Origin of the sequence: Dactylosporangium sp. CA-152071, assembly GCF_050936335.1 — a bacterium.
Lineage (GTDB): Bacteria > Actinomycetota > Actinomycetes > Mycobacteriales > Micromonosporaceae > Dactylosporangium > Dactylosporangium maewongense.
On the sequence record NZ_JBNJMZ010000002.1, the window covers coordinates 3,545,691 to 3,564,604 of the forward strand.

Annotated in this window: 10 protein-coding genes; 2 read left to right on the forward strand and 8 right to left on the reverse strand. The window is 69.5% G+C overall.

Annotated features, from left to right (window positions below):
• Positions 1-151: 151 nt before the first annotated feature.
• Positions 152-4,117: a LamG-like jellyroll fold domain-containing protein gene (locus ACQEVZ_RS55950; RefSeq protein ID WP_433384213.1), complete on the forward strand. Its 3,966-nt coding sequence runs from the start codon at positions 152-154 to the stop codon at positions 4,115-4,117.
• Positions 4,118-4,364: 247 nt separating this feature from the next.
• Here the strand turns inward: ACQEVZ_RS55950 and ACQEVZ_RS55955 are convergent, their stop codons facing one another.
• On the reverse strand, positions 4,365-5,723 hold the full coding sequence (locus tag ACQEVZ_RS55955) for a hypothetical protein (RefSeq protein ID WP_433384216.1): 1,359 nt from the start codon (positions 5,721-5,723) through the stop codon (positions 4,365-4,367).
• A gap of 420 nt (positions 5,724-6,143) precedes the next feature.
• A complete protein-coding gene (locus tag ACQEVZ_RS55960; protein ID WP_433384219.1) occupies positions 6,144-7,202 on the reverse strand; it encodes an alpha/beta fold hydrolase in 1,059 nt (352 codons plus the stop codon).
• On the opposite strand from ACQEVZ_RS55960, the gene ACQEVZ_RS55965 reads away from it, so the two are divergent.
• On the forward strand, positions 7,179-8,108 hold the full coding sequence (locus ACQEVZ_RS55965; protein ID WP_433384222.1) for a helix-turn-helix transcriptional regulator: 930 nt from the start codon (positions 7,179-7,181) through the stop codon (positions 8,106-8,108). The two genes, ACQEVZ_RS55960 and ACQEVZ_RS55965, sit on opposite strands and share 24 nt — an antisense overlap.
• A 90-nt stretch (positions 8,109-8,198) precedes the next feature.
• On the opposite strand, the gene ACQEVZ_RS55970 is transcribed toward ACQEVZ_RS55965, so the two are convergent.
• The 6 genes from ACQEVZ_RS55970 to ACQEVZ_RS55995 all read right to left on the reverse strand — a co-directional run bounded on the left by ACQEVZ_RS55970 (position 8,199) and on the right by ACQEVZ_RS55995 (position 18,885).
• Entirely contained in the window at positions 8,199-12,494 is a 4,296-nt protein-coding gene (locus ACQEVZ_RS55970) for a LamG-like jellyroll fold domain-containing protein (RefSeq protein ID WP_433384225.1), read from the reverse strand.
• Positions 12,495-12,699: 205 nt separating this feature from the next.
• On the reverse strand, positions 12,700-14,196 hold the full coding sequence (locus ACQEVZ_RS55975; protein ID WP_433384228.1) for an aldehyde dehydrogenase family protein: 1,497 nt from the start codon (positions 14,194-14,196) through the stop codon (positions 12,700-12,702).
• 28 nt (positions 14,197-14,224) lie between these two features.
• Entirely contained in the window at positions 14,225-15,205 is a 981-nt protein-coding gene (locus ACQEVZ_RS55980) for an ABC transporter permease (RefSeq protein ID WP_354902620.1), read from the reverse strand.
• An 82-nt stretch (positions 15,206-15,287) separates the two neighbouring features.
• Positions 15,288-16,805, reverse strand: a complete 1,518-nt coding sequence (locus ACQEVZ_RS55985; protein ID WP_433384232.1) for a sugar ABC transporter ATP-binding protein — start codon at positions 16,803-16,805, stop codon at positions 15,288-15,290.
• Entirely contained in the window at positions 16,802-17,797 is a 996-nt protein-coding gene (locus tag ACQEVZ_RS55990) for an ABC transporter permease (protein WP_433384235.1), read from the reverse strand. Before ACQEVZ_RS55990 ends, ACQEVZ_RS55985 begins: the two co-directional genes overlap by 4 nt.
• 2 nt (positions 17,798-17,799) lie before the next feature.
• Positions 17,800-18,885, reverse strand: coding sequence for a sugar ABC transporter substrate-binding protein (locus tag ACQEVZ_RS55995; RefSeq protein WP_344502101.1), 1,086 nt, complete (start codon positions 18,883-18,885; stop codon positions 17,800-17,802).
• Between the last annotated feature and the right edge of the window lie 29 nt (positions 18,886-18,914).

Genomic DNA, 18,914 nt, shown 5'->3' on the forward strand with positions numbered 1-18,914 from the left:
CGGCGTCCTCCCCGTATCGGCAACCGTAGATCCGCCCACAGGCGGATGGCAGACGAATCATGCATGTAGATGCATCGCCGGACAAGGGATTGAGTTCCCTGGCTCCCTTCCTTAAGCTGCGGCCGCTGCCATCGACCAGACGGGGAGGACCATGGTGGGCGAGAGCATCCCGCTGCGCCGTGCCCAGAAATGGGCCATCGCACTCACAGTGACCGGACTAGCCGCTTCGGCGCTTGTCGTCACGCAGTTCGGGCCGGACGGCCGTCACGCTCAGCAGTCAACCGACACCACCGCGTACGCCGCCGGCGCTGCCGGGAGCGGCTCGGAGGCGAACGGTTCGGGCACCGCTCAGGACCCGGTAGATACCACGGAGAACGTCTCGCCCGCTGCCCTGCTGAACGAGGCAAAGCTCACCAACAAACCCGTCGAGGTGGTGCAACGTCGCACCGCGACGGCGCAGACCTTCATCAACCCGTCCGGCACCTACACCACCAAGCAGTTCGCCGCTCCGGTGCGCGTCAAGCAGGACGGCAAGTGGGCCGACATCGACACCACGCTGGTCCGCGACGCGAAGGGCGTGGTGCGGCCGAAGGCCACCACCGTCGACGTCAGCTTCTCCGGCGGCGGCAAGGGCGACCTGCTCACGATCAAGGGCATCGGCGGCACGTTCGCGCTGACCTGGCCGACGGCGGTGCCGAAGCCGACGCTCGACGGGCCCAACGCCACCTATGCCGATCTGCTGCCCGGCGTCGACCTGCGGCTCACCGCGCAGCGCGAGGGGTTCAGCAAGGTCTTCGTGGTCAAGAACCGGGCCGCGGCCGACAACCCGGCGCTGCGCAAGCTCACCTTCGGACTGCGCACCAGCGACCTCAAGGTCGAGGCGGAGGCGGACGGCGGCTTCAGCCTCGTCAACCGCGAAGGCAAGCCGGTGCTCATCAGCGACGCACCGGTCATGTGGGACGAGCCGGTCGTCCCGGCCGGACTGAGCACGTGGGAGGCGGAGCTCGTCGAGCCGGCCCACCACGCCACGATGCGCTCGGTGATCGGCAAGGACCAGCTGTCGGTCGAGCCCGACCGGGCGATGTTGGCCCGCACCGACCTCAACTTCCCGGTGTACATCGACCCGTCCGGCAACGTCACCAACAACGGCAACTGGACGCACATCAACCAGGCCAACGGCAACACCTCCTACTGGTCGACCGACCGGGACCGGGCCAAGGTCGGCTACTCCGGCTACGCCACCACGAAGACGCCGTGGCGCTCCTACTTCCTCTTCGTCGTGGACAACCTCGCCGGCAAGCAGCTCACCAACGCGGCGTTCTCGATCACCCTTGACCACTCCGCCAGCTGCGGCGACACCCAGGTGATGCTGTACGGGACCAACAACGTCAGCTCGGCGGGCCCGGTCACCTGGAACAACTCCAGCGGCAGCAACATCTGGGCGACGCACGTCGCCAACGGCTGGGGCCACGCCAACGAGGACACCGGCTGCGGCGGCCAGGCGGCCGCCGACATGACGATGTGGATGGGCGGCTACGACTACCCGCTGGTCCGCCAGCACATGCAGCGCGCCGCCAACGGCGAGTTCGGCGGCCAGATCACCTTCGGCATCAGAGCCGTCGACGAGGGCCAGAAGCTGCAGTGGAAGCAGTTCCACCCGTGGAGCGCGGCGATGACCTTCGAGTACAACACCACGCCCGACGTGCCGCAGGAGCTCAACACCGTCCCGGCGACCACGTGCGGCTCGGAGAGCAGGCCGACCCGGCTGCCGGCGGCGATGCAGAACACGAAGTTCAGCGCGCTGCTGCTGGACAGTGACGCCAACACGGTCCACGGTGACCTGCAGGTGCTGCTGGGCAACACCGAGACCGTGAAGCACAGCACCAGCACCGTCGGCGTGGCCAACGGCTCCGCGGTGTCGTGGCCGGCCACCCCGGCCGGGGTCCTGGCGGCCAACACGGTGTATTCCTACCGGGCCCGCACCGGCGACGGGGTCGGCAACAGCCCGTGGAGCAACCGCTGCTACTTCGTCGTGGACACCACCGGGCCGTCGGTGCCGACGATCAGCAGCACCGACTTCCCCGACGGCAACCCGGTGAAGGACGTCGGCCAGACGGGCAGCGTGCTGCTCAAGCACGCACCCGCCGACACCGACATCGCCGGCTACGCCTACGGGTTCGCCGCGGACAAGCTGACCGGGTGGGTGCCCGCCGACAGCACCGGCGACGCCACCATCCCGATCACGCTGTGGACCGACCCCGACACCGGCTACGCGAGCAGCGACCTGTACGTGCGCTCGGAGGACTTCGCCGGCAACCAGAGCGTCACCACTGCCAACCCGTACCAGCTGATGGCGAACGACAACGGTGCCGTGCCGCCGAAGAAACGCGGCGACGTCAACGGCGACGGCAAGGGTGACATCTCAGCGATCATCGACGCCGGTGGCGACCGGTTGCGGGCCTGGACGCTGACCTCCAACGGCCTCGACGTCGACAACAACCTCGCCTTCTCCACCCAGACCGTCGGTTGGGACACCGGCCGGGACGGCTCCTCGTTCGTCACGATGCGCTTCGTCACCGGCGACTTCACCGGCCCCTCCGGAGCGCCGGACGGACTGTCCGACCACGCACTGTTCCGGCAGGACCCGGACGGCCTGATCCGCATGTACCTGCTGACCGCCCGGGGCAACCGCTTCGACATCCTCCAGGACCCGGTCTGGACCAGCCCGGCCGCACCGGTCGATCCACTGTGGAACATCGCCAACCTGCGGTTCATGCCGGGCGACTTCGACGGCGACGGCAAGGCCGACGTCGCGGCGGTCCGCGGCGACGTGACCGGCAACGGCTCGACCATCTGGGTGTGGAAGCAGAGCTCCGGTTCGGCCCAGTACACCGCGACGCAGTGGGCGAGCACGCCGGCGATCAACATCACCACCTCCACCCCGGTCGGCGCCGACCTCGACGCCGACGGTGACACCGACGTCACGTTCATGAAGGCCGACGCGGTCGACACCATGTCGGCGCTGGTCTACAAGTCCAACGGGGCCGCGCAGACGTTCCAGACGCCCAGCGGGTCGGCCTGGTCGTCGGGAGCGGGCAACTTCGAGTACCGCCGGGCACGGTTCGTCACCGGCAACTTCGACGGCGACACCACCAACGGCAAGGGCAAGATCGATATCGCGGTCCTGTACGACTACGGCACCAGCAGCAACTTGGCCGTGTGGGGCTGGAACGGCACCGCGATCACCTCGCTGAGCGTGTCGCCGACCTGGACCTCGTTCGACGTGCGCAAGGTGAAGGAACTCCAGGCGTCGGACTTCGACGGGGACGGCAAGGACGACCTGGCGATCTTCCGCGACAGCTCGATCGTCGGCACCACCGAGCTGCACACGGTGCGCAACTCCGGCACCGGCTTCACCGCGGCGCCGCTGATGGTGCGCAGCTGGACGGTGTCGGAGAAGCCCGAGCGGCGGGCCGCGTGGCGCTTCGACGACACGGGCAGCGGCACCGCCGTCTTCGACGAGTACGGCGACTACCCGGCGAAGGTCTTCGCCGGTGGGACCCGGGTCAACGGTCGCAAGTTCGCCACCGACCCGTCCGACCGGGCGCTGTCGCTCAACGGCACCAACCAGTGGGCGGCCACCAGCGGCGCGGTCGTGCGGACCGACCGCAGCTTCACCGTCGCGGCGTGGGTGCGGATCACCGCGACCAACAGCTGGCAGACGGTGCTCGGTTCGCAGGGCACCTGGCAGTCCGGCTTCTACCTGCAGTGCACCATCGGCGGCCAGTGGCGCATGGTGTTCTCCAACGACGACGTGCAGTACCCGGCGGGGTACTTCTATGCGGAGGCGAAGACACTGGCACAGGCCAACACCTGGACCCACCTCGCGGGCGTCTACGACGGGGACACCGGCACGATCAAGCTCTACCTCAACGGCGTGCTGGAGGGCACCGGCGTCCGGGCGACCCCGTGGAACGCCTGGGGCCCGATCCAGATCGGCCGGGGCGAAGGGCGCGTGACCGGCGGCTTCAACTACGTGGGCGGGATGATCGACAGCGTCGACATCTTCGACCACGCGGCGTCCTCCTACGAGATCGCCCAGCTCGCGACGCCGTAACCCGTCCAGCACAAAGCACAAGAGCCCGGTGGGCTGTCCCTTGCGGGGCGGCCCACCGCCGTTTTCCACAGCAGCCGGGCGTCGCGGATGCGCGGGACCATCCACTGCCAAGGTTTTCGACCAGGCGAAGCGCACCGGACAGGAGGCCGCTCAAGGAGGACGGGGTCCGCTGAGGCGGTTGAGCAGGCCCGCGCACCGGGCCTGCTCAACCCCGATCTTTACCGACCCGGGCGCATCGCGGCGGCGCTCACTGGCCCTGCCCCTGGTCGTGCGGAACGGTGACCGTGACGGTGCAGCCGGCCGCACGGCCGATCTCGTCGTGACCGCGGTAGGTCAGCGTGTAGACCCGGTCGCCGCCGTTGCCGGCGCGCTCGGCGCGCAGCTGCCCGGTCAGCGACGGCTGCCCCGGGGCGAACCCCGTGACGTCCGAAGCGTCGCCACCGGTGACGTCGGCGAGCTGGAACGCGCGTGGTCCGAGGACGCCGTCCGGGAGGTCGACGCTCACGTTGACGTCGACCATGCGGTGGTTCGGTGGCCACAGCCGCGGCCGGTCGACCGTGCAGTTCAGCTGCCGCTCGGGCAGCGGTTCGTCCAGCGTGGCCACCGCGTGCCCGATGGTGGCGGTGAGCCGGGCACCGGCCTCGTAGTACATGTGGACGGTGGTGCCGTCGAAGTAGAAGGTCGGTGCCGCGGAGCGGCCCAGATCCGGCGCGGCCGTCATCGAGTCGTGCACCACGCCCAGGTGAACCTCCTGGTCGAAGTTCTCGCCGACGTCCACCGCGTGCATGTCCCCGTCGGCCGCGTGGAAGATCACCAGGTTGCGGCCCTGCCAACGCAGGTAGAACGGGCCGGAGGCGTTGGGGGCTTCGACGCCCTGCGGGGTGACGATCGGCTGCGGCTGGATCGTCCAGTTCCGGGCGTCGGTGGAGACCGCCCAGCGGATGCGCCGCGCTACCGGACCGGTCGGGCCGGGGAGCGCGTTGATCGGGTTGTCCATGAACAGCATCAGGTACCGGCTGCCGAGCCGCGGAATCGACTGTTCGAAGACCCGGGCGTACGAGGTCTCGCCGCCGGTGCTGTCGTCGCGCTGGACTGCCGCGCCGCCGTATTCGAAGTGGATGCCGTCGTCGGACGTGGCGTACCGGGTGATCGAGTTCTCGCCGTGGAAGTAGAGGAAGAGCTTCTGCTCGCCTTCGATCCAGATGGCGTGCGGCGAGGAGATGTGGCTGACCGTGTTGTAGTACGGCAGCCAGGTGTTGGAGACCAGCGGGTTGCTCTGATATTCGGTCCAGGGGCCGTTGATGGAGTCGGAGTAGGCCAGGGAGATGCCGCCCGGCTTCTCGTGCGGCGCGTAGTACAGGTAGTAGGTGCCGAGCGGGTGCGCGAAGTAGTCGGCCGCCCGGATGACGCTGGGGAAGATGAACTCGTTCGTCGGGTTGTACTTCAGCTTCGTCTTGTCGAACGCCGTGCCGACGTAGGTGAAGCTGGGAAAGCTCAACGGGGTGTCGGCCGACGCGGCCGTGGCCGGTGTCGCGGCGAGGGCGGCGGTGACGAGTCCGGTCGCCGCAGCGCAGGCGGTACGGCGGACGAGGCGCTGAGATGTCACAGAATTTCTCCCTTGGTGGACGGCGGTCGACGTCGCGCGGCGGGCGAACCGGCGCCGGCGGCGGTCGTTCGACAGGCACGACCGACCGTCCGGGTGATGAACGGTGAACGGTGGAGATCGAGCAGGGGTTCGACATCGGAACCGGGGGTTCCACAATGGACGGTCACGCCGCTGACGGTGGCGGTGGCGGGTGCCGGCTGGTCGTAGCAATACGCCATGTGGCCCTCCTGCCGCTGAGTGTTACCGGCGTGTTTCTCGAATGGTGGTAGGCGCACTCCGGGCAGTCAAGACGGTAATACGTATTATCTAGGTACGCTGATGCCCTCGCCTGCTCAAGCGCGCGTCGACTGGCTGACGCACTGACCGGTGTGGTGTGCGGTGGCCGCCTCGCCGCCACCGCACGCCGACCCGGTCATACGATCACTTCGGCCACGGCATTTCCCGCGCCTGCTGGTCCAGCCACTTGAGCATCGCCTGGGTTGTTTCTTCCGGCCTTTCCTGCTGGATCCAGTGGCCGCAGTCGAGATTGACCACTTCCACGTTCGGCACGAAGTCGGTCAGTCGTTCCGACTTCGCGACCGCGTCGCGGTCGCCGTAGATCATGAGGGTGGGCTGGCGGATGATCGGGTCCGCGTCGGCCAGCAGATGCCAGTTGCGGTCGAGGTTCCTGTACCAGTTGATGCCGCCCGTGAACCCCGACGACTCGAACGCGGAGATGAAGACGGCCAGTTCGCGGTCGCCCATCAAGGGATCACCGAGCGGAGTCTCCGCTCTGGCGAGATTGATCAACGACATGCCCGGCTGAGGCTCCGCGGGGGGCTCGTTCTTCCGGTACAGGTTGCGAAGGAACTGGAACGTGTGCGCCTCGAGGACGGCGTCCGCGACGCCCGGCTGCCGATTGAAGTGGACGAAGTAGAAGTCGCCGCCGAACACCTCTTCCATGAACTCGATCCAGGGCCTTTCTCCGCGCTCCTGGTACGGCAGGCTCAGGTTGATCACCTTGTTGACCCGGTTCGGGTGCAGCAAGGTCAGGCCCCAGACGACGAACGCACCCCAGTCATGGCCGACGAAGGTGGCATCGTCATAGCCGTAGTGGTCAAGCAGCGCGACGAGGTCACCCGCCAGGTGTTCGATGTCGTAGGCGGTCACTTCGGCCGGACGGGACGAGTTTCCGTAGCCCCGTTGGTTCGGGACGATGACGTGGTAGCCCGCTGCGGCCAGGGCCGGCATCTGATGACGCCAGGAATAGGCGAGCTCCGGCCAGCCGTGACAGAGCACGACGGGTCGCCCTGCATTGTGCCTGCCGGCCTCGAAGACTTCGAGCTCCACGCCGTTGACCGCGATCATGGTGGGTTCGGGGAAATCGGTGATCATGCGGCCATCCTGCCGACCGAAACCGGTCACCTCATGACCGGTTTCTGTGGAAGTGTTGCCGGGGTGCGAGCCGACCGGCTGATGGCCATCCTCTTTCTGCTGCAACAGCGCGAGCAGGTGACAGCGGCCGAGGTCGCCCGGGAGCTGGAGGTCTCCGAGCGCACCGCCCGCCGCGACCTCGACGCCCTGGGCATGGCCGGGGTGCCCGTGTACTCCATGCAGGGCCGGGGCGGTGGCTGGCGCCTCGTGGGCGGCGCCCGCACCGACCTGTCCGGGTTGACCGCGAGTGAGGCCCGCGCCCTGTTCCTGGTCGCCGGCCCGGCCTCGGCCGCGACACCGGCCGTGAAGGCGGCGCTGCGCAAGCTCGTCCAGGCCCTGCCGGAGCCCTTCCGGGTGCAGGCCGAGGCAGCGGCGTCGTCGCTGGTCACGGACCCGCAACGATGGGGGTCGAGCCGGATCGAGTACCCACCACCCCGATTCCTCGACGAACTCCAGGACGCGGTGATCCGCGGCGTCCAGGTGCGGCTCGGCTACGTCGACGGCAACGGCACCGAAACCGAGCGAACCGTCCACCCGCTGGGCATCGTCGCCAAGGGTCCGTCGTGGTACCTCGTCGCCAACACCGACGCCGGCCGGCGCACCTTCCGGATCGACCGCGTGTCGTCCGCCGACCCGACCGGCGATCCCGTGCACCGGCCCGAGGACTTCGACCTTGCCGAGAGCTGGCGGGAGATCGCCGACGAGGTCGAACGCAAGCGAACACCCCTCGAGGCCCGGGCGGTGTGCGCGCCCCAGGGGATAGGCGTGCTCCGGATGGGGTTCGGCGGCCGGCTCGAGGTGGGAGGTGCCGCGGCCGACGGCCGCATCGAGGTCGTGATCCGCGGCAACGACGAATACATACTCGCCGGCGAGCTTGCCGGGCTGGTGGAATGGATCGAGGTGACCGGCCCTCCGGGTGTGCGGGACCACCTGGCCTCGATCGGCAAGGCCCTCGTCGAGCGGTACGGCTGAGACCGGGCGCGCGGGCGACACAGGACGTGGGCCCTGGGAGAGTTCACCCAGGGCCCACGCCGTCATTGCCGCCCTACGGGCGCGGTGTGCTTACCGGCGACCCGCGTACAGCTGCGTCACGTGCTCGGCGCTGAGCTCGTAACCGTACAGGCGGAAGTCGTCGATCAGCCCGTCGAACCTCGCGTCACCCCAGCTCGTCCCGCCGATGTAGTTGGCGGTGGTGTTGCCGCCGACGCCGACGTTGCCGATGTTGATGGTGAAGTCGGTACGGGTGGCCTTCAGGACGCCGTTGAAGTAGATCTTCCCGACCGAGCCGTTCTGCGTGAACACGACGTGTGTCCACGCGTTGAGCGGCAGGTCGTTGCCGGCGCCGAGCAGGAGCCGTTCCTGGGTGGCCACGCCCGGTGCCTTGAACGTGGCACCGAACCCGGTGGTGTTGCCGTTGGTGGCGGACTGGAGCAGGAAGAACGTGTCCGTGCTGCTGCCGATCTGCACCAGCGGCACCCAGTTGGGCAGGGTGTCCGGCCGGGCCCAGAAGGACACCGTGAACTGCGTGTCCAGGCCGGCCTCGATGTTGTCGGGCAGCCGGACCTGGTTGCCCGAGGCCGCGTCGCCACCCGGCAGGTTCACCGCGGGGCCGTACTTGCCGGACGCGCTCCACGACGTCGTGCCCGTCAGGGTCGCGGCGCCGATCGAGGACTTCGCGCCCGTGTTCGCGGCGGCGGTGCCCGTGTTCTCGTCGAAGGTGTACCGGACCGAGACACCCTCGTTGTACATCGCGGCCACGTCCGCCGAGGTCAGCGCGGACGTGTAGATCCGGACGTCGTCCATCAGGCCGTCGTACGCCGCGTCGCCGTAGCCGTTGCGGCCCAGCCAGTTGTTGGTCGTCGGACCGATCTCCGTCATGCCGATGGTCAGGTCGGTACGGGTGGCGATCACCTGGCCGTTGAGGTACAGCGTGCCGATCGAGCCCTGGCGGGTGAAGGCCACGTGGTTCCACTGGCCGGCGACCACGTCCTGGGCCGGACTGGCGTAGACCCGCTCCTCGGGGCCGGTCTTGGCCTTGAAGGTGACCGCGAGCCCGGTGCTCCCGCTGGCCTGGGTCTGCATCTGGATCTGGTAGTAGCTGCCGGCGGAGCCGAGCCCGTCACCGATGTGGAACAGGCCGGTCCAGTTGCTCTTCGTGTCGGGGCGCACCCAGAACCCGGTGGAGAAGTTCGCCGCGCCCTGGAGCAGGTTGTCCGGCAGGTCGACCGCGTTCGCGGTGCTGGCACCGGGGAAGTTGATCGCCTTGCCGAGCACGCCGTTGGTGGACCAGCCGGTGGTCCCGGTCAGGACCGCGGCCCCCACCGAGCCGACGGAGCCGGTGTTGGCGGCCGTGGTACCCGTGCCCTCCTCGAACTCGTACCGGATCGGGATGCCGGTGGCCGGCGGCGGCGGGTTGTCGCCCACGATCACCAGGTCGTCGATCATGAGACCGGCGCCGGTCCCCGTGGCCGCCTTCAGGTTGAGCACCTGCGAGGCGGTCGCGGCCGTGAAGGTGCCGACGTACGAGCCGTAGGCGGCCGTCGAGGGCAGGGCGGTCGTGGCCGTGAGCGTGGCGTTGAGGTTGCCGATCGTCAGCGTTCCGGTCGCCGCGGCGGTCCCGGACGACCGGGCGTCGCGGGCGTAACGCAGCGAGATCCGGTACGTGTTGCCGGGGGTGAGGTCGCTGACGGTGCGGGTGATGTTGCCCGTGGTGCCCAGGCTGAGCTGGTACCCGGTGAAGCCGAGGCCGCCCTGACCCGCGGCGTTGCCGCGCACCAGCTGGACCTGGCTCGCGACGTTCCACGGCGACATCCGGCTGTTGCCGGCGGCGACGTCGACGGTCGCGGGAGCGACGTTGGTGCGCCACTCGGCGGGCAGGCGCGGGTACTCGAACTGGTCGACGACCCGCGGGTTCAGCTGCGTCATGACCACCGCGGGGTCGATCTGCAGGATCTTCGCGACCGACGGGGTGCCGGTGTTGTCCCAGACGTACAGCATGTACGACCCGGGCGGGGCGTGGTTGCCGTTGAGCGGCGAGGTGATGTTCACCGTGCCACCCGACTGGCTGAACGCCAGGTCCTGGAAGTTCTGGTCGTTGTTGAACCCGTGCGTCACGGAGCCGTTGCGGACCAGCGTGACCCGGGAGACCGTGCCGGTCGCGCCGATCTGGAAGTTGCCGTTGTAACCGATCTTCTGCGGCGCGGTGTTGATCACCGGGCGCGGGGCGAGCGCGTCGCCGTTGAACAGGTACCCCGGCGAGTAGTACTCCACGTCCGTGTAGTTGCGCGGACCGGGAGCGCCGCCGCCGCCGACCATGACCCGGCCGTCGGGCAGGAGCAGGGCCGTGGAGTGGTACAGCCGGGCGTGCTCGTGCGGGATGACGACCTCGGACCAGGTGTTGGTGGTCGGGTCCCAGATCTCGGGGTTGGTGACGTACCCGCCGTTGCCGTTGTTCTCCCGGCTGCCGCCGGTGATCAGGACCCGGCCGTCGGGCAGGAGCGTCGAGGTCAGCCAGTGGCGCTGGTACTTCATCGGCGGGATCGCCGTGACGACCGGGTTGGCAGTGCCGCCGGTGATGTCGACGGTGAAGCCGGCGCGGGCGCCGTCCGGGCCACCGCCGTTGCCCCACCAGCCGCCGCCGACCTGCATGATCTTGCCCGGGCGGTACATGACCGCGGTGGACGTGGCGCCGACCGGGTTGCCGTTGCCGCCCTGGTTGGAGATGTTGGTGGGCAGCGTGCCCCGCAGCGTGATCTGACCGGTGCCGTTGTTGCCGGCCGGGTTCAGCTCGTACATCTGGGTGCCGGTGATGTTGAACAGCGTGCCGGTGGTCGGCGCGACGAACGCGCGGGGGTACCACCAGCGGTTCTCGTCGTTGCCGGGGTGGTCCGTGCCGCCGTCACCGTAGGCTGCCGAGCTGGTGGCGCCGGTGAGCAGCTTCCAGCCCGTGCCAGACTCCGGGGTGTAGATCTCCGGGGTGAGGACACCGCGCCCGCCGGGGCCACCGGTGAGGCTGCCGCCCTGCACGACGACGGAGCCGTTGGGCATGGTGGTGCCCGTCGGGTACCACCGCGGGTAGTTCAGCGGCGCCTCGGTCTGCAGCCCGTTGTTCGTGGAGTAGCTGGTGACGCCGATCCCGCCGTCGTTCGGGGCGTTGCCGCCCATGCCGTCGTCGCCGCCGACCGTCATGGTGGAGTGGTCGTGCGGGCTCTGCACCTGCATGGAGCAGAACAGGTCGGTGTACGTGGTGTTGGGGATGATGCCGGCGCGGAGGTTCGCCAGGGTGCGTGGCGTGGAGGGGTTCCAGATGTCGACCTCCATCTGGCCGCCCTGGGTGACCCCGTCGTTGCCGGTCCAGTCGTAGGGCGTGGTGTCGTTGGCCCAGCCGCCGACGCTGCCGAAGGACTGCACCCGGCCGTCGGAGGTCAGGGCCACGTTGATCGGGACCAGCGGCCACGGCGTGACGCCGCTCCAGGCGCCGGCCAGGTCCTTCCTCGGCGGCGAGCAGTCCGCCGCGAGGAGCTTCGCGGCGTAGGCGAGGCCGTTCTTCATCTGGGCGCGCATGTACGTCTCGGAGTACGCGGTGCCCTCGTGGCCCATGGAGGTGTACCAGGACCGGCCGGAGTCGATCGTCTGGCACCAGGTGAGCGGGTGCTTGGAGCCCTGCCGGCCCATGCCGTAGGAGGCCTCGTCGGCCTCGACCAGGGTCCGCACGTTGGGCGCCGGGTTGACGACCCAGTCGTACCATTCGTCGCTGCGGGTGATGCTCGTCGTCACGCCCGCGACGAGCGGGTGCGTGGCGTCCGAGACGAACACCCGGCCGGGCCGCACGCCGGGGTTCTCCGGGTGTCCCTCGGAGGCGGCACCGACGAGACGGGCGTAGAACGGGTTGACGTCGTGCTCGCTCTCACCGACCGACCAGCCGGTGTAGTGCATGCCCATGAACCCGCCGCCACCGCGGATGTAGGCCTCGAGCGCGGAGCGCTGGGCCGCGTTGAACAGCACGCCACCGGTCTGCGCGAAGACCACCGTGTCACGGATGGCGAGGTTCGCGGTCGTGAACGCCGCCGGGTCGTCGGTCTCCTGGATGTCCACCGGCTGGTTGTACTGGGCGCCGAGCTGGGTCGCCAGGTCACGCACGGCCTGCCGGGCCTCCACGTTGGAGGCGTGGAAGTTGGCCTTGTAGAACAACAGCACGCTGAGCCGGCCGTCGTCGGCGGGGGCCGCATGCGCCACGGCGGGAAGCGCGACGGTGGCGGCCGAGCTGGCGATCAGCGCCAGGGCGGCGAACGCCGCGGCGGCCCGGCCGGACAAATACGTCGAGAGGCGGAAGTGAGCTGACCTGCGGGGCACTTTCATAAGAGATCCCTTGAGGTTCGGCGGACGTGGCGGCCTGGCGGACACCAACCACGGAGAGCCTGAACGTAGGGCAACATGAATACGTCGTCAAGAACTGTGTCTGCGTACGTGAACCGAGATTTTCAGTGATTCCCATATGAGAACTGCGTCCGGACATGACGCAGGCCCCCGGAAACCCCGTTCCGGGGGCCTGCATCGGCGGTGCCTAGCGCAGCTCGGCGATGACGGTCTTGAGCTCCGTGTAGTCGTCCAGGCCGAACGACCCGAGCTCACGGCCCCAGCCCGACTGCTTGAAGCCGCCGCGCGGCAGGGTGACGTCGTCGGCGTGCCACGTGTTGAGCCACACCGTGCCGGCCCGCAGGCGGGCACCGACCCGGTGCGCCGTGCCGATGTTCTGCGACCACACGCCCGCGGCGAGCCCGTACACCGTGTTGTTCGCGGCGGCGACCACCTCGTCCTCGATGTCGAACGGAATGGCGGTCACGACGGGACCGAAGATCTCGTCGGTCTGCACGGCCATCTGCTCGTTCACGGAGGTGATGAGCGTCGGCGCCACGAAGTAGCCGCGGTCGCCGACCGCGTCGGCACTCCCCGCGTTCAGCACGGCGCCGTCCTGTACCGCCCCGCGGATGTAGCCGAGCACCTTCTCGTGCTGCTCCTGCGACACGAGGGGACCCATCTGCGACGCCGGGTCGAAGCCGTCGCCGACCTTGATCGCCCGAGCGGCCGCGGCGACGCCCTCGACGACCTGGTCGAAGACGCCGCGCTGGACGTAGAGGCGCGAGCCGTTGACGCAGCACTGCCCCTCGTTGAAGTAGCCGCCCAGGACCGCGCCGGCGATGGCCGCCTCGATGTCGGCGTCGTTGAAGACGATGTTGGGCGCCTTGCCGCCGAGCTCGAGGGAGACCTTCTTGAGGTTGCCCGACGCCGCGGCGGCGATCTTCTTGCCGACCTCGGTGCTGCCGGTGAACGCGACCTTGTCCACACCGTGGTGGTCGACCAGCGCGGCACCGGTGTCACCGAAGCCGGGCACGACGTTCACCACGCCCGCGGGCAGGCCGGCCTCGAGCAGCAGCTCGCCGAGGCGCAGCGCGGTCAGCGGGGTCTGCTCGGCCGGCTTGAGCACGACGGTGTTGCCCGCCGTGATCGCCGGGACGATCTTGAAGCAGGCCATGAGCAGCGGGAAGTTCCACGGCACGATGCCCGCGACGACGCCGACCGGCTCGCGGCGGGTGTAGGCGTGAAACTCCCGGCCCGGCACGGACATCGGGATGGAGGTGCCCTCCATCTTGGTCGCCCAGCCCGCGAAGTACCGGAAGAGCTCGGCGGCGATCGCCACGTCACCGTCGCGGGCCGCCTCGACCCGCTTGCCGTTGTCGAGGGCCTCCAGCTGGGCGAACTCGTCGGCGTGGGCGTCGATGAGGTCGCCGATGCGCCACAGCAGGTGGGAGCGTTCGCGCGGGGTCATCCTCGACCACGGGGAGCGGTGCTCGAACGCCGTGCGGGCCGCCACGACCGCGCGGTCCACGTCGACGGCGGATCCGTACGCGACCTGTACCAGCACCTCCTCGGTCGACGGGTTGACGGTCTCGAACGTTCTGCCGTCCTTCGCGTCCACCCACTCGCCGCCGATGAGCAGCTGCTTCGGTGAGGACAGGAACGACCGGACGGCGGGCAGGAGCGCTGGGTTCTCGTGGGGCATGATGGCCTTCCGTAGGTGCCGGGTTCGGCTATTTGATGATCGAGATCTTTGAATAGTCGAGGGTGAGCGCGACGGCGACGACGATGATGACGCCGTAGAGGATCTGCTCGTAGGCCGACGGCACGCCGACGATCGGCAGGCCGACGCGCAGCAGCGTCACGACGAGCGCGCCGGCGAGGCTGCGCCACACGCTGCCGTGACCACCGGTGATCGCGGTGCCGCCGACGACGATCGCCGCGACCGCCGGCAGCAGCAGGTTGTCGGCCATGGTGGGGCCGCCGCTGTACTGGCGGGAGACCAGCATGACCGCGGCGAACCCGGCGCAGGCGCCGGAGGCGCAGAACACGCCGATCTTGACGAGGTCGACGGGTGTGCCGGCGAGCCGCGCGGCCGACTCGGAGTAGCCGGTGGCGGAGATCCAGCTCTGCAGCGGGGTCACCTTGAGGACCAGCGCGATCACGGCGACGACGACGATCGCCATCGCGGCCGACATCGGCACGTAGCCGGCGACGTACAGCTCGAGCCACTTGACCGTCGAGTCGTCCACGACCCGCACCGTGCCGGCGCCGGAGACGACGAGCGCGACCGCGGACAGGATGCTCATCCCGCCGAGGGTGACGACGAACGACGGGATCCGCAGCAGCACGTGCGCCGCGCCCTGCACCGCACCGATCGCCGCCGCGACCAGGATGACCATCGGCGTGGTGAGGCCCCCGAGGTCCGGCAGCCACAGGGCCAGCAGGACCGTCGTCAGCGACGCCAGGGCCGCGATGGACAGGTCGATGCCGCCGCAGAGGACGACGAGGGTCGCCCCGGCGGCGAGCACGATGAGCGGCGCGGCGGTCCGCAACACCGCCGTCAGGCTCCGGGTGGTCAGGAAGTCGGGGTCGGCGATGGTCAGGGCGGCCACCAGCGCCACCAGGGCGATGAGCGGCATGAACCCGGTGATCCGCCTGGTACGGCGGGGAGCCGCGATGCCGGACGCGGGTTCGGCGACGGAAGTGCTCATGCCGCCACCTCCGCTGCGCTCCGGCGTCGGCCTGAGCCGAACCTGCAACACGATGAGCGGCCCAAGCCGCTCCGCTGGCCGCTCATACCATCTCCTTCACGAGGTCCAGCGGGCTCGGCTTGCCGCCGCTCGGGCAGGCGACCTCGGCCGCGACCCGCCCGTCGTTCATGACGAGGATCCGGTCGGCCATGCCGATCGCCTCCTCGAGGCTGTCGGCCAGCAGCACCGTGGCGACCCCGGTCGCGGCGAGCTCCCGCATCAGCCGGTACACCTCGGAGCGGGCGCCGATGTCCAGCCCTCGTGTCGGGTGGTCCAGCAGGAGCAGGCGGATGTCGCCGCCGACCAGCCACCGGGCCAGCACGACCTTCTGCTGGTTGCCGCCGGACAGCCGCTGGATGGCGGTGTCGCGGCCCGGCGTACGGATGGACAGCCGCTCGATCCAGCGGTCCACCAGGCCGGCCTGCTTCTTCGGCGCCACGAACGGGCCGGCGCAGCGGGCCTGCTGCTTGGCCAGGGTCATGTTCTCGGCCACCGACATCGGGCCGACCATGCCCTCGATCTTGCGTTCGGCCGGCACGTAGCCGATGCCGGCGGCGCACGCGGCGCGGGTGCTGCGCAGGTCGATCTTCGTGCCGTCCATCCGGATCTCGCCCGCGGTCGTCGGCTCGGCGCCGAACAGCGCGCGGCAGACGTCCTCGCGGCCCGATCCGTGGACCCCGACGATCGCCACGATCTCGCCGACCCCGACGTCGAGGTCGACGTCGCGGAACGTCTTGCCCGACAGCCCGCGGACCGACAGCCGGGGCTGCTCGGCCGTGACCGGCGCGGCGGCGTTCTCGTGGTAGTGGTCGTCGGACCCGGTCGACCCGATCATCATCCGGTGCAGCTCGCGCGGGACGGCACCCGCCGTGGCGACCTCGCCGACCGACTGGCCGCCGCGCAGCACGGTGACGCGGTCGCAGACGTCCAGCACCTCGTCGAGACGGTGCGAGACGAAGACGACCGAGGCGAACTCGCGCAGCCGGCGGATCTGCGCGAACAGGGTGTCGATCTCCTTGGACTCCAGCACCGAGGTCGGCTCGTCCAGGATGATGACCGGCGGGTGCTGGCTGCGCTCCTCGATGCGCAGCACCTTCGCGATCTCCACCATCTGCCGGTCGGCGAAGGACAGCGAGTCGGTCCGGGCGAGCGGGTCGATGTGCGAGCCGATCTTGTCCAGCTGTTCCTGGGCGAGGCGGCGCATGACGTCCCAGCGGTAGACGCCGCGACGGACCGCGACGCCTTCGCTACCGAGGAGGATGTTCTCCGCGGCGGTCAGGTTGGGCACCAGCGACTGCTCCTGGAACACCATCCCGATGCCGTGGTTGGCGGCGTCCACGACGCTGCGCAGCTTGACGGCCTCGCCGCGCACGTAGATCTCGCCGGCGTCCGGGGTGACGAGGCCTACGAGGGCCTTGAGCAGCGTGGACTTGCCCGCGCCGTTCTCCCCGGCCAGGCCGAGGACCTCGTGCTGGTTGACCACGAAGTCGACGCCGTCGAGCGCCTTCACGCCCGGGTAGTGCTTGACGAGGCCACGCACCTCCAGCGCTGGTGCACTCATTTCGTCACCTGGTTTCGTCGGCGCTGCGGGATGACGGCGGCGGCGACCGCGGTCACGACGATGAGGCCCTCGACGCCGCCCTGCCAGTACGGGCTGACCCCGACCTGCACGAGACCGTTGGTGAGCACCACGACGAGCAGGACACCCACGGCGGAGTGCAGGATGCCGCCGCGGCCCCCGGTGAGCAGGGTGCCGCCGACGACCGCGGCGGTGATGGCCGAGAAGTCGTAGCCGTTGCCGGCCTGGACGAGGCCGGCGCCGAGCTGGCTGGTCACCATCACCCCGCCGAGGCCGTAGAAGGCCCCGGCGAGCGCGAAGACCGCCACCTTGTACGGCTTCACCCGGACACCGGAGAGCGCGAGCACCTCTTCGGCGCCGCCGATGGCGAAGGCGTACCGGCCGAGCCGGGTGTAGCGCTGGATGAGCCAGCCCACCAGGACACACGCGGCGGCGATCCAGGTGAGATAGGACAGGCCCAGGAAGCGCTCGATCGCCCAGCCCTTGAGCATGGCGTCGGAGATGTTGGGCTGGACGCCGGCGAACATGAGGGTCGCGACGCCGAGCCCGACGGCCGAGACCCCCAGCGTCGCCATGAACGACGGCACCTTCAGCAGTACCAGCGCCAGGCCGCTCAGGCAGCCGAACGCACAGCCCAGCACGACGGCGACCAGGATGCCGAACAGTCCGAAGTCGTTGTCGTTGCGATTGTTGGCCACCAGCAGCGACACGGTCAGGGCGGAGGCGCCCATGACGCCCGCTGAGGACAGGTCGATGGACCCCATCATCAGCACGAACGTGATACCGCAGGTGACGACCGCGAGCACCGCGGCGGCGTCCATGATGTTCTGGGCGTTGCCGATGCTGCGGAACTGCGGGCTCAGCGCGGCGAACACCAGCCAGATGACGACCAGCGCGACCGGTGGGCCGGCGTCTCGGAACGACGCGCCTCGCCGAGAGCTACGGCGAGGCGCTGTGACGACCTCGGCTGTCATGGTCACTTCAGGGGCCCGGCCACACGCTTGAAGACGTTGCCGCACTCGAAGTCCGACGGGTCCGTCTTCGGCGCGGCGAAGTCGGCGGCGTTGGCCTTCGTGATGAGGAACTGCTTGGCGAAGAACGCCCGGTTGTCGGCCGTGATGTCCTTGACGGCCAGCTTGCCGGTGGCCACGCAGTAGCCGATCGCCAGGCCGATGCCGCCCTGCCAGGCGCCGTCGCTGGAGACCGTGGCGGTCATCGTCCCGCCCTGGACGGCCTTGACGGCGTCCGGGACGGCGTCGATGCCGACGACGGCCACCTTGCCGGAGAGGCCTGCCTGCTGGAGGGCCTCCAGGGCGCCGAGCGCCATGTCATCGTTGGCAGCCCAGATACCCTTGACCTTGTCGCCGTGCTTGGTGAGCAGGGTCTTGGTCACCGTGAGCGCCTCGGCGCGGGAGAAGTTGGCGGCCTGCTGGTCCAGCAGCTGGACGCCCGGGTTCTTCTTCAGCGACGCCTGGAGGCCGGCGAAGCGGTCCTTGGCGGCGGCGGTGTCCAGGATGCCCTGCAGCGCGATGATGCCGCCCGAGCCGCCGATCGCCGTGGCGAGCGCGTCGCCGATCTGCTGGCCGGACTCGACGCCGTCGTAGGTGATGTGGCTGACCCACGTCTTGTAGTCGGCCGGCTTCAGGTCGGCCGGCTTGTTCCACTGCGTGACGAGGTAGGCACCGACCTTGTCGGCACCCTTGACGATCGGCGCGGTGTCCGAGTCGCCGTTGGGCAGCACGTTCATGACCAGGCACTTGGTGTTACCGGCCAGCAGCTGGCTGATCTGCTCCTGCTGCTTGGTGGAGTCACCGCCGTACGTGAGCCGCTCCTGGGTCAGGCCGACCGACTTGGCGAAGGCGTCGCCGCCGCCCAGCCACGCGGCCTCGTAGGGGTTGGACTCGTTACGGACCTGACCCACCAGCTTCACGTCGGCCGGCTTGCAGCCGCCCGCGTCGGCGGCCTTGTTGTCGCCGGCCGCCTCCTCGCTGCAGCCGGCCAGTACGGCGGCTGCCAGTGTCAGGGTCAGTAACGCTGCGGCGGGACGAGGGGTGATCGTCATGGTTGATCCTCAATCTCTTCAGTGCCGGT

Coding starts and splice junctions, on each gene's coding strand:
- ACQEVZ_RS55950 (WP_433384213.1), top strand. CDS start 152: ATGGTGGGCGAGAGCATCCCGCTGCGCCGTGCCCAGAAATGGGCCATC.
- ACQEVZ_RS55965 (WP_433384222.1), top strand. CDS start 7,179: ATGGCCATCCTCTTTCTGCTGCAACAGCGCGAGCAGGTGACAGCGGCC.
- ACQEVZ_RS55970 (WP_433384225.1), bottom strand. CDS start 12,494: ATGAAAGTGCCCCGCAGGTCAGCTCACTTCCGCCTCTCGACGTATTTG.
- ACQEVZ_RS55975 (WP_433384228.1), bottom strand. CDS start 14,196: ATGCCCCACGAGAACCCAGCGCTCCTGCCCGCCGTCCGGTCGTTCCTG.
- ACQEVZ_RS55980 (WP_354902620.1), bottom strand. CDS start 15,205: ATGAGCACTTCCGTCGCCGAACCCGCGTCCGGCATCGCGGCTCCCCGC.
- ACQEVZ_RS55985 (WP_433384232.1), bottom strand. CDS start 16,805: ATGAGTGCACCAGCGCTGGAGGTGCGTGGCCTCGTCAAGCACTACCCG.
- ACQEVZ_RS55990 (WP_433384235.1), bottom strand. CDS start 17,797: ATGACAGCCGAGGTCGTCACAGCGCCTCGCCGTAGCTCTCGGCGAGGC.
- ACQEVZ_RS55995 (WP_344502101.1), bottom strand. CDS start 18,885: ATGACGATCACCCCTCGTCCCGCCGCAGCGTTACTGACCCTGACACTG.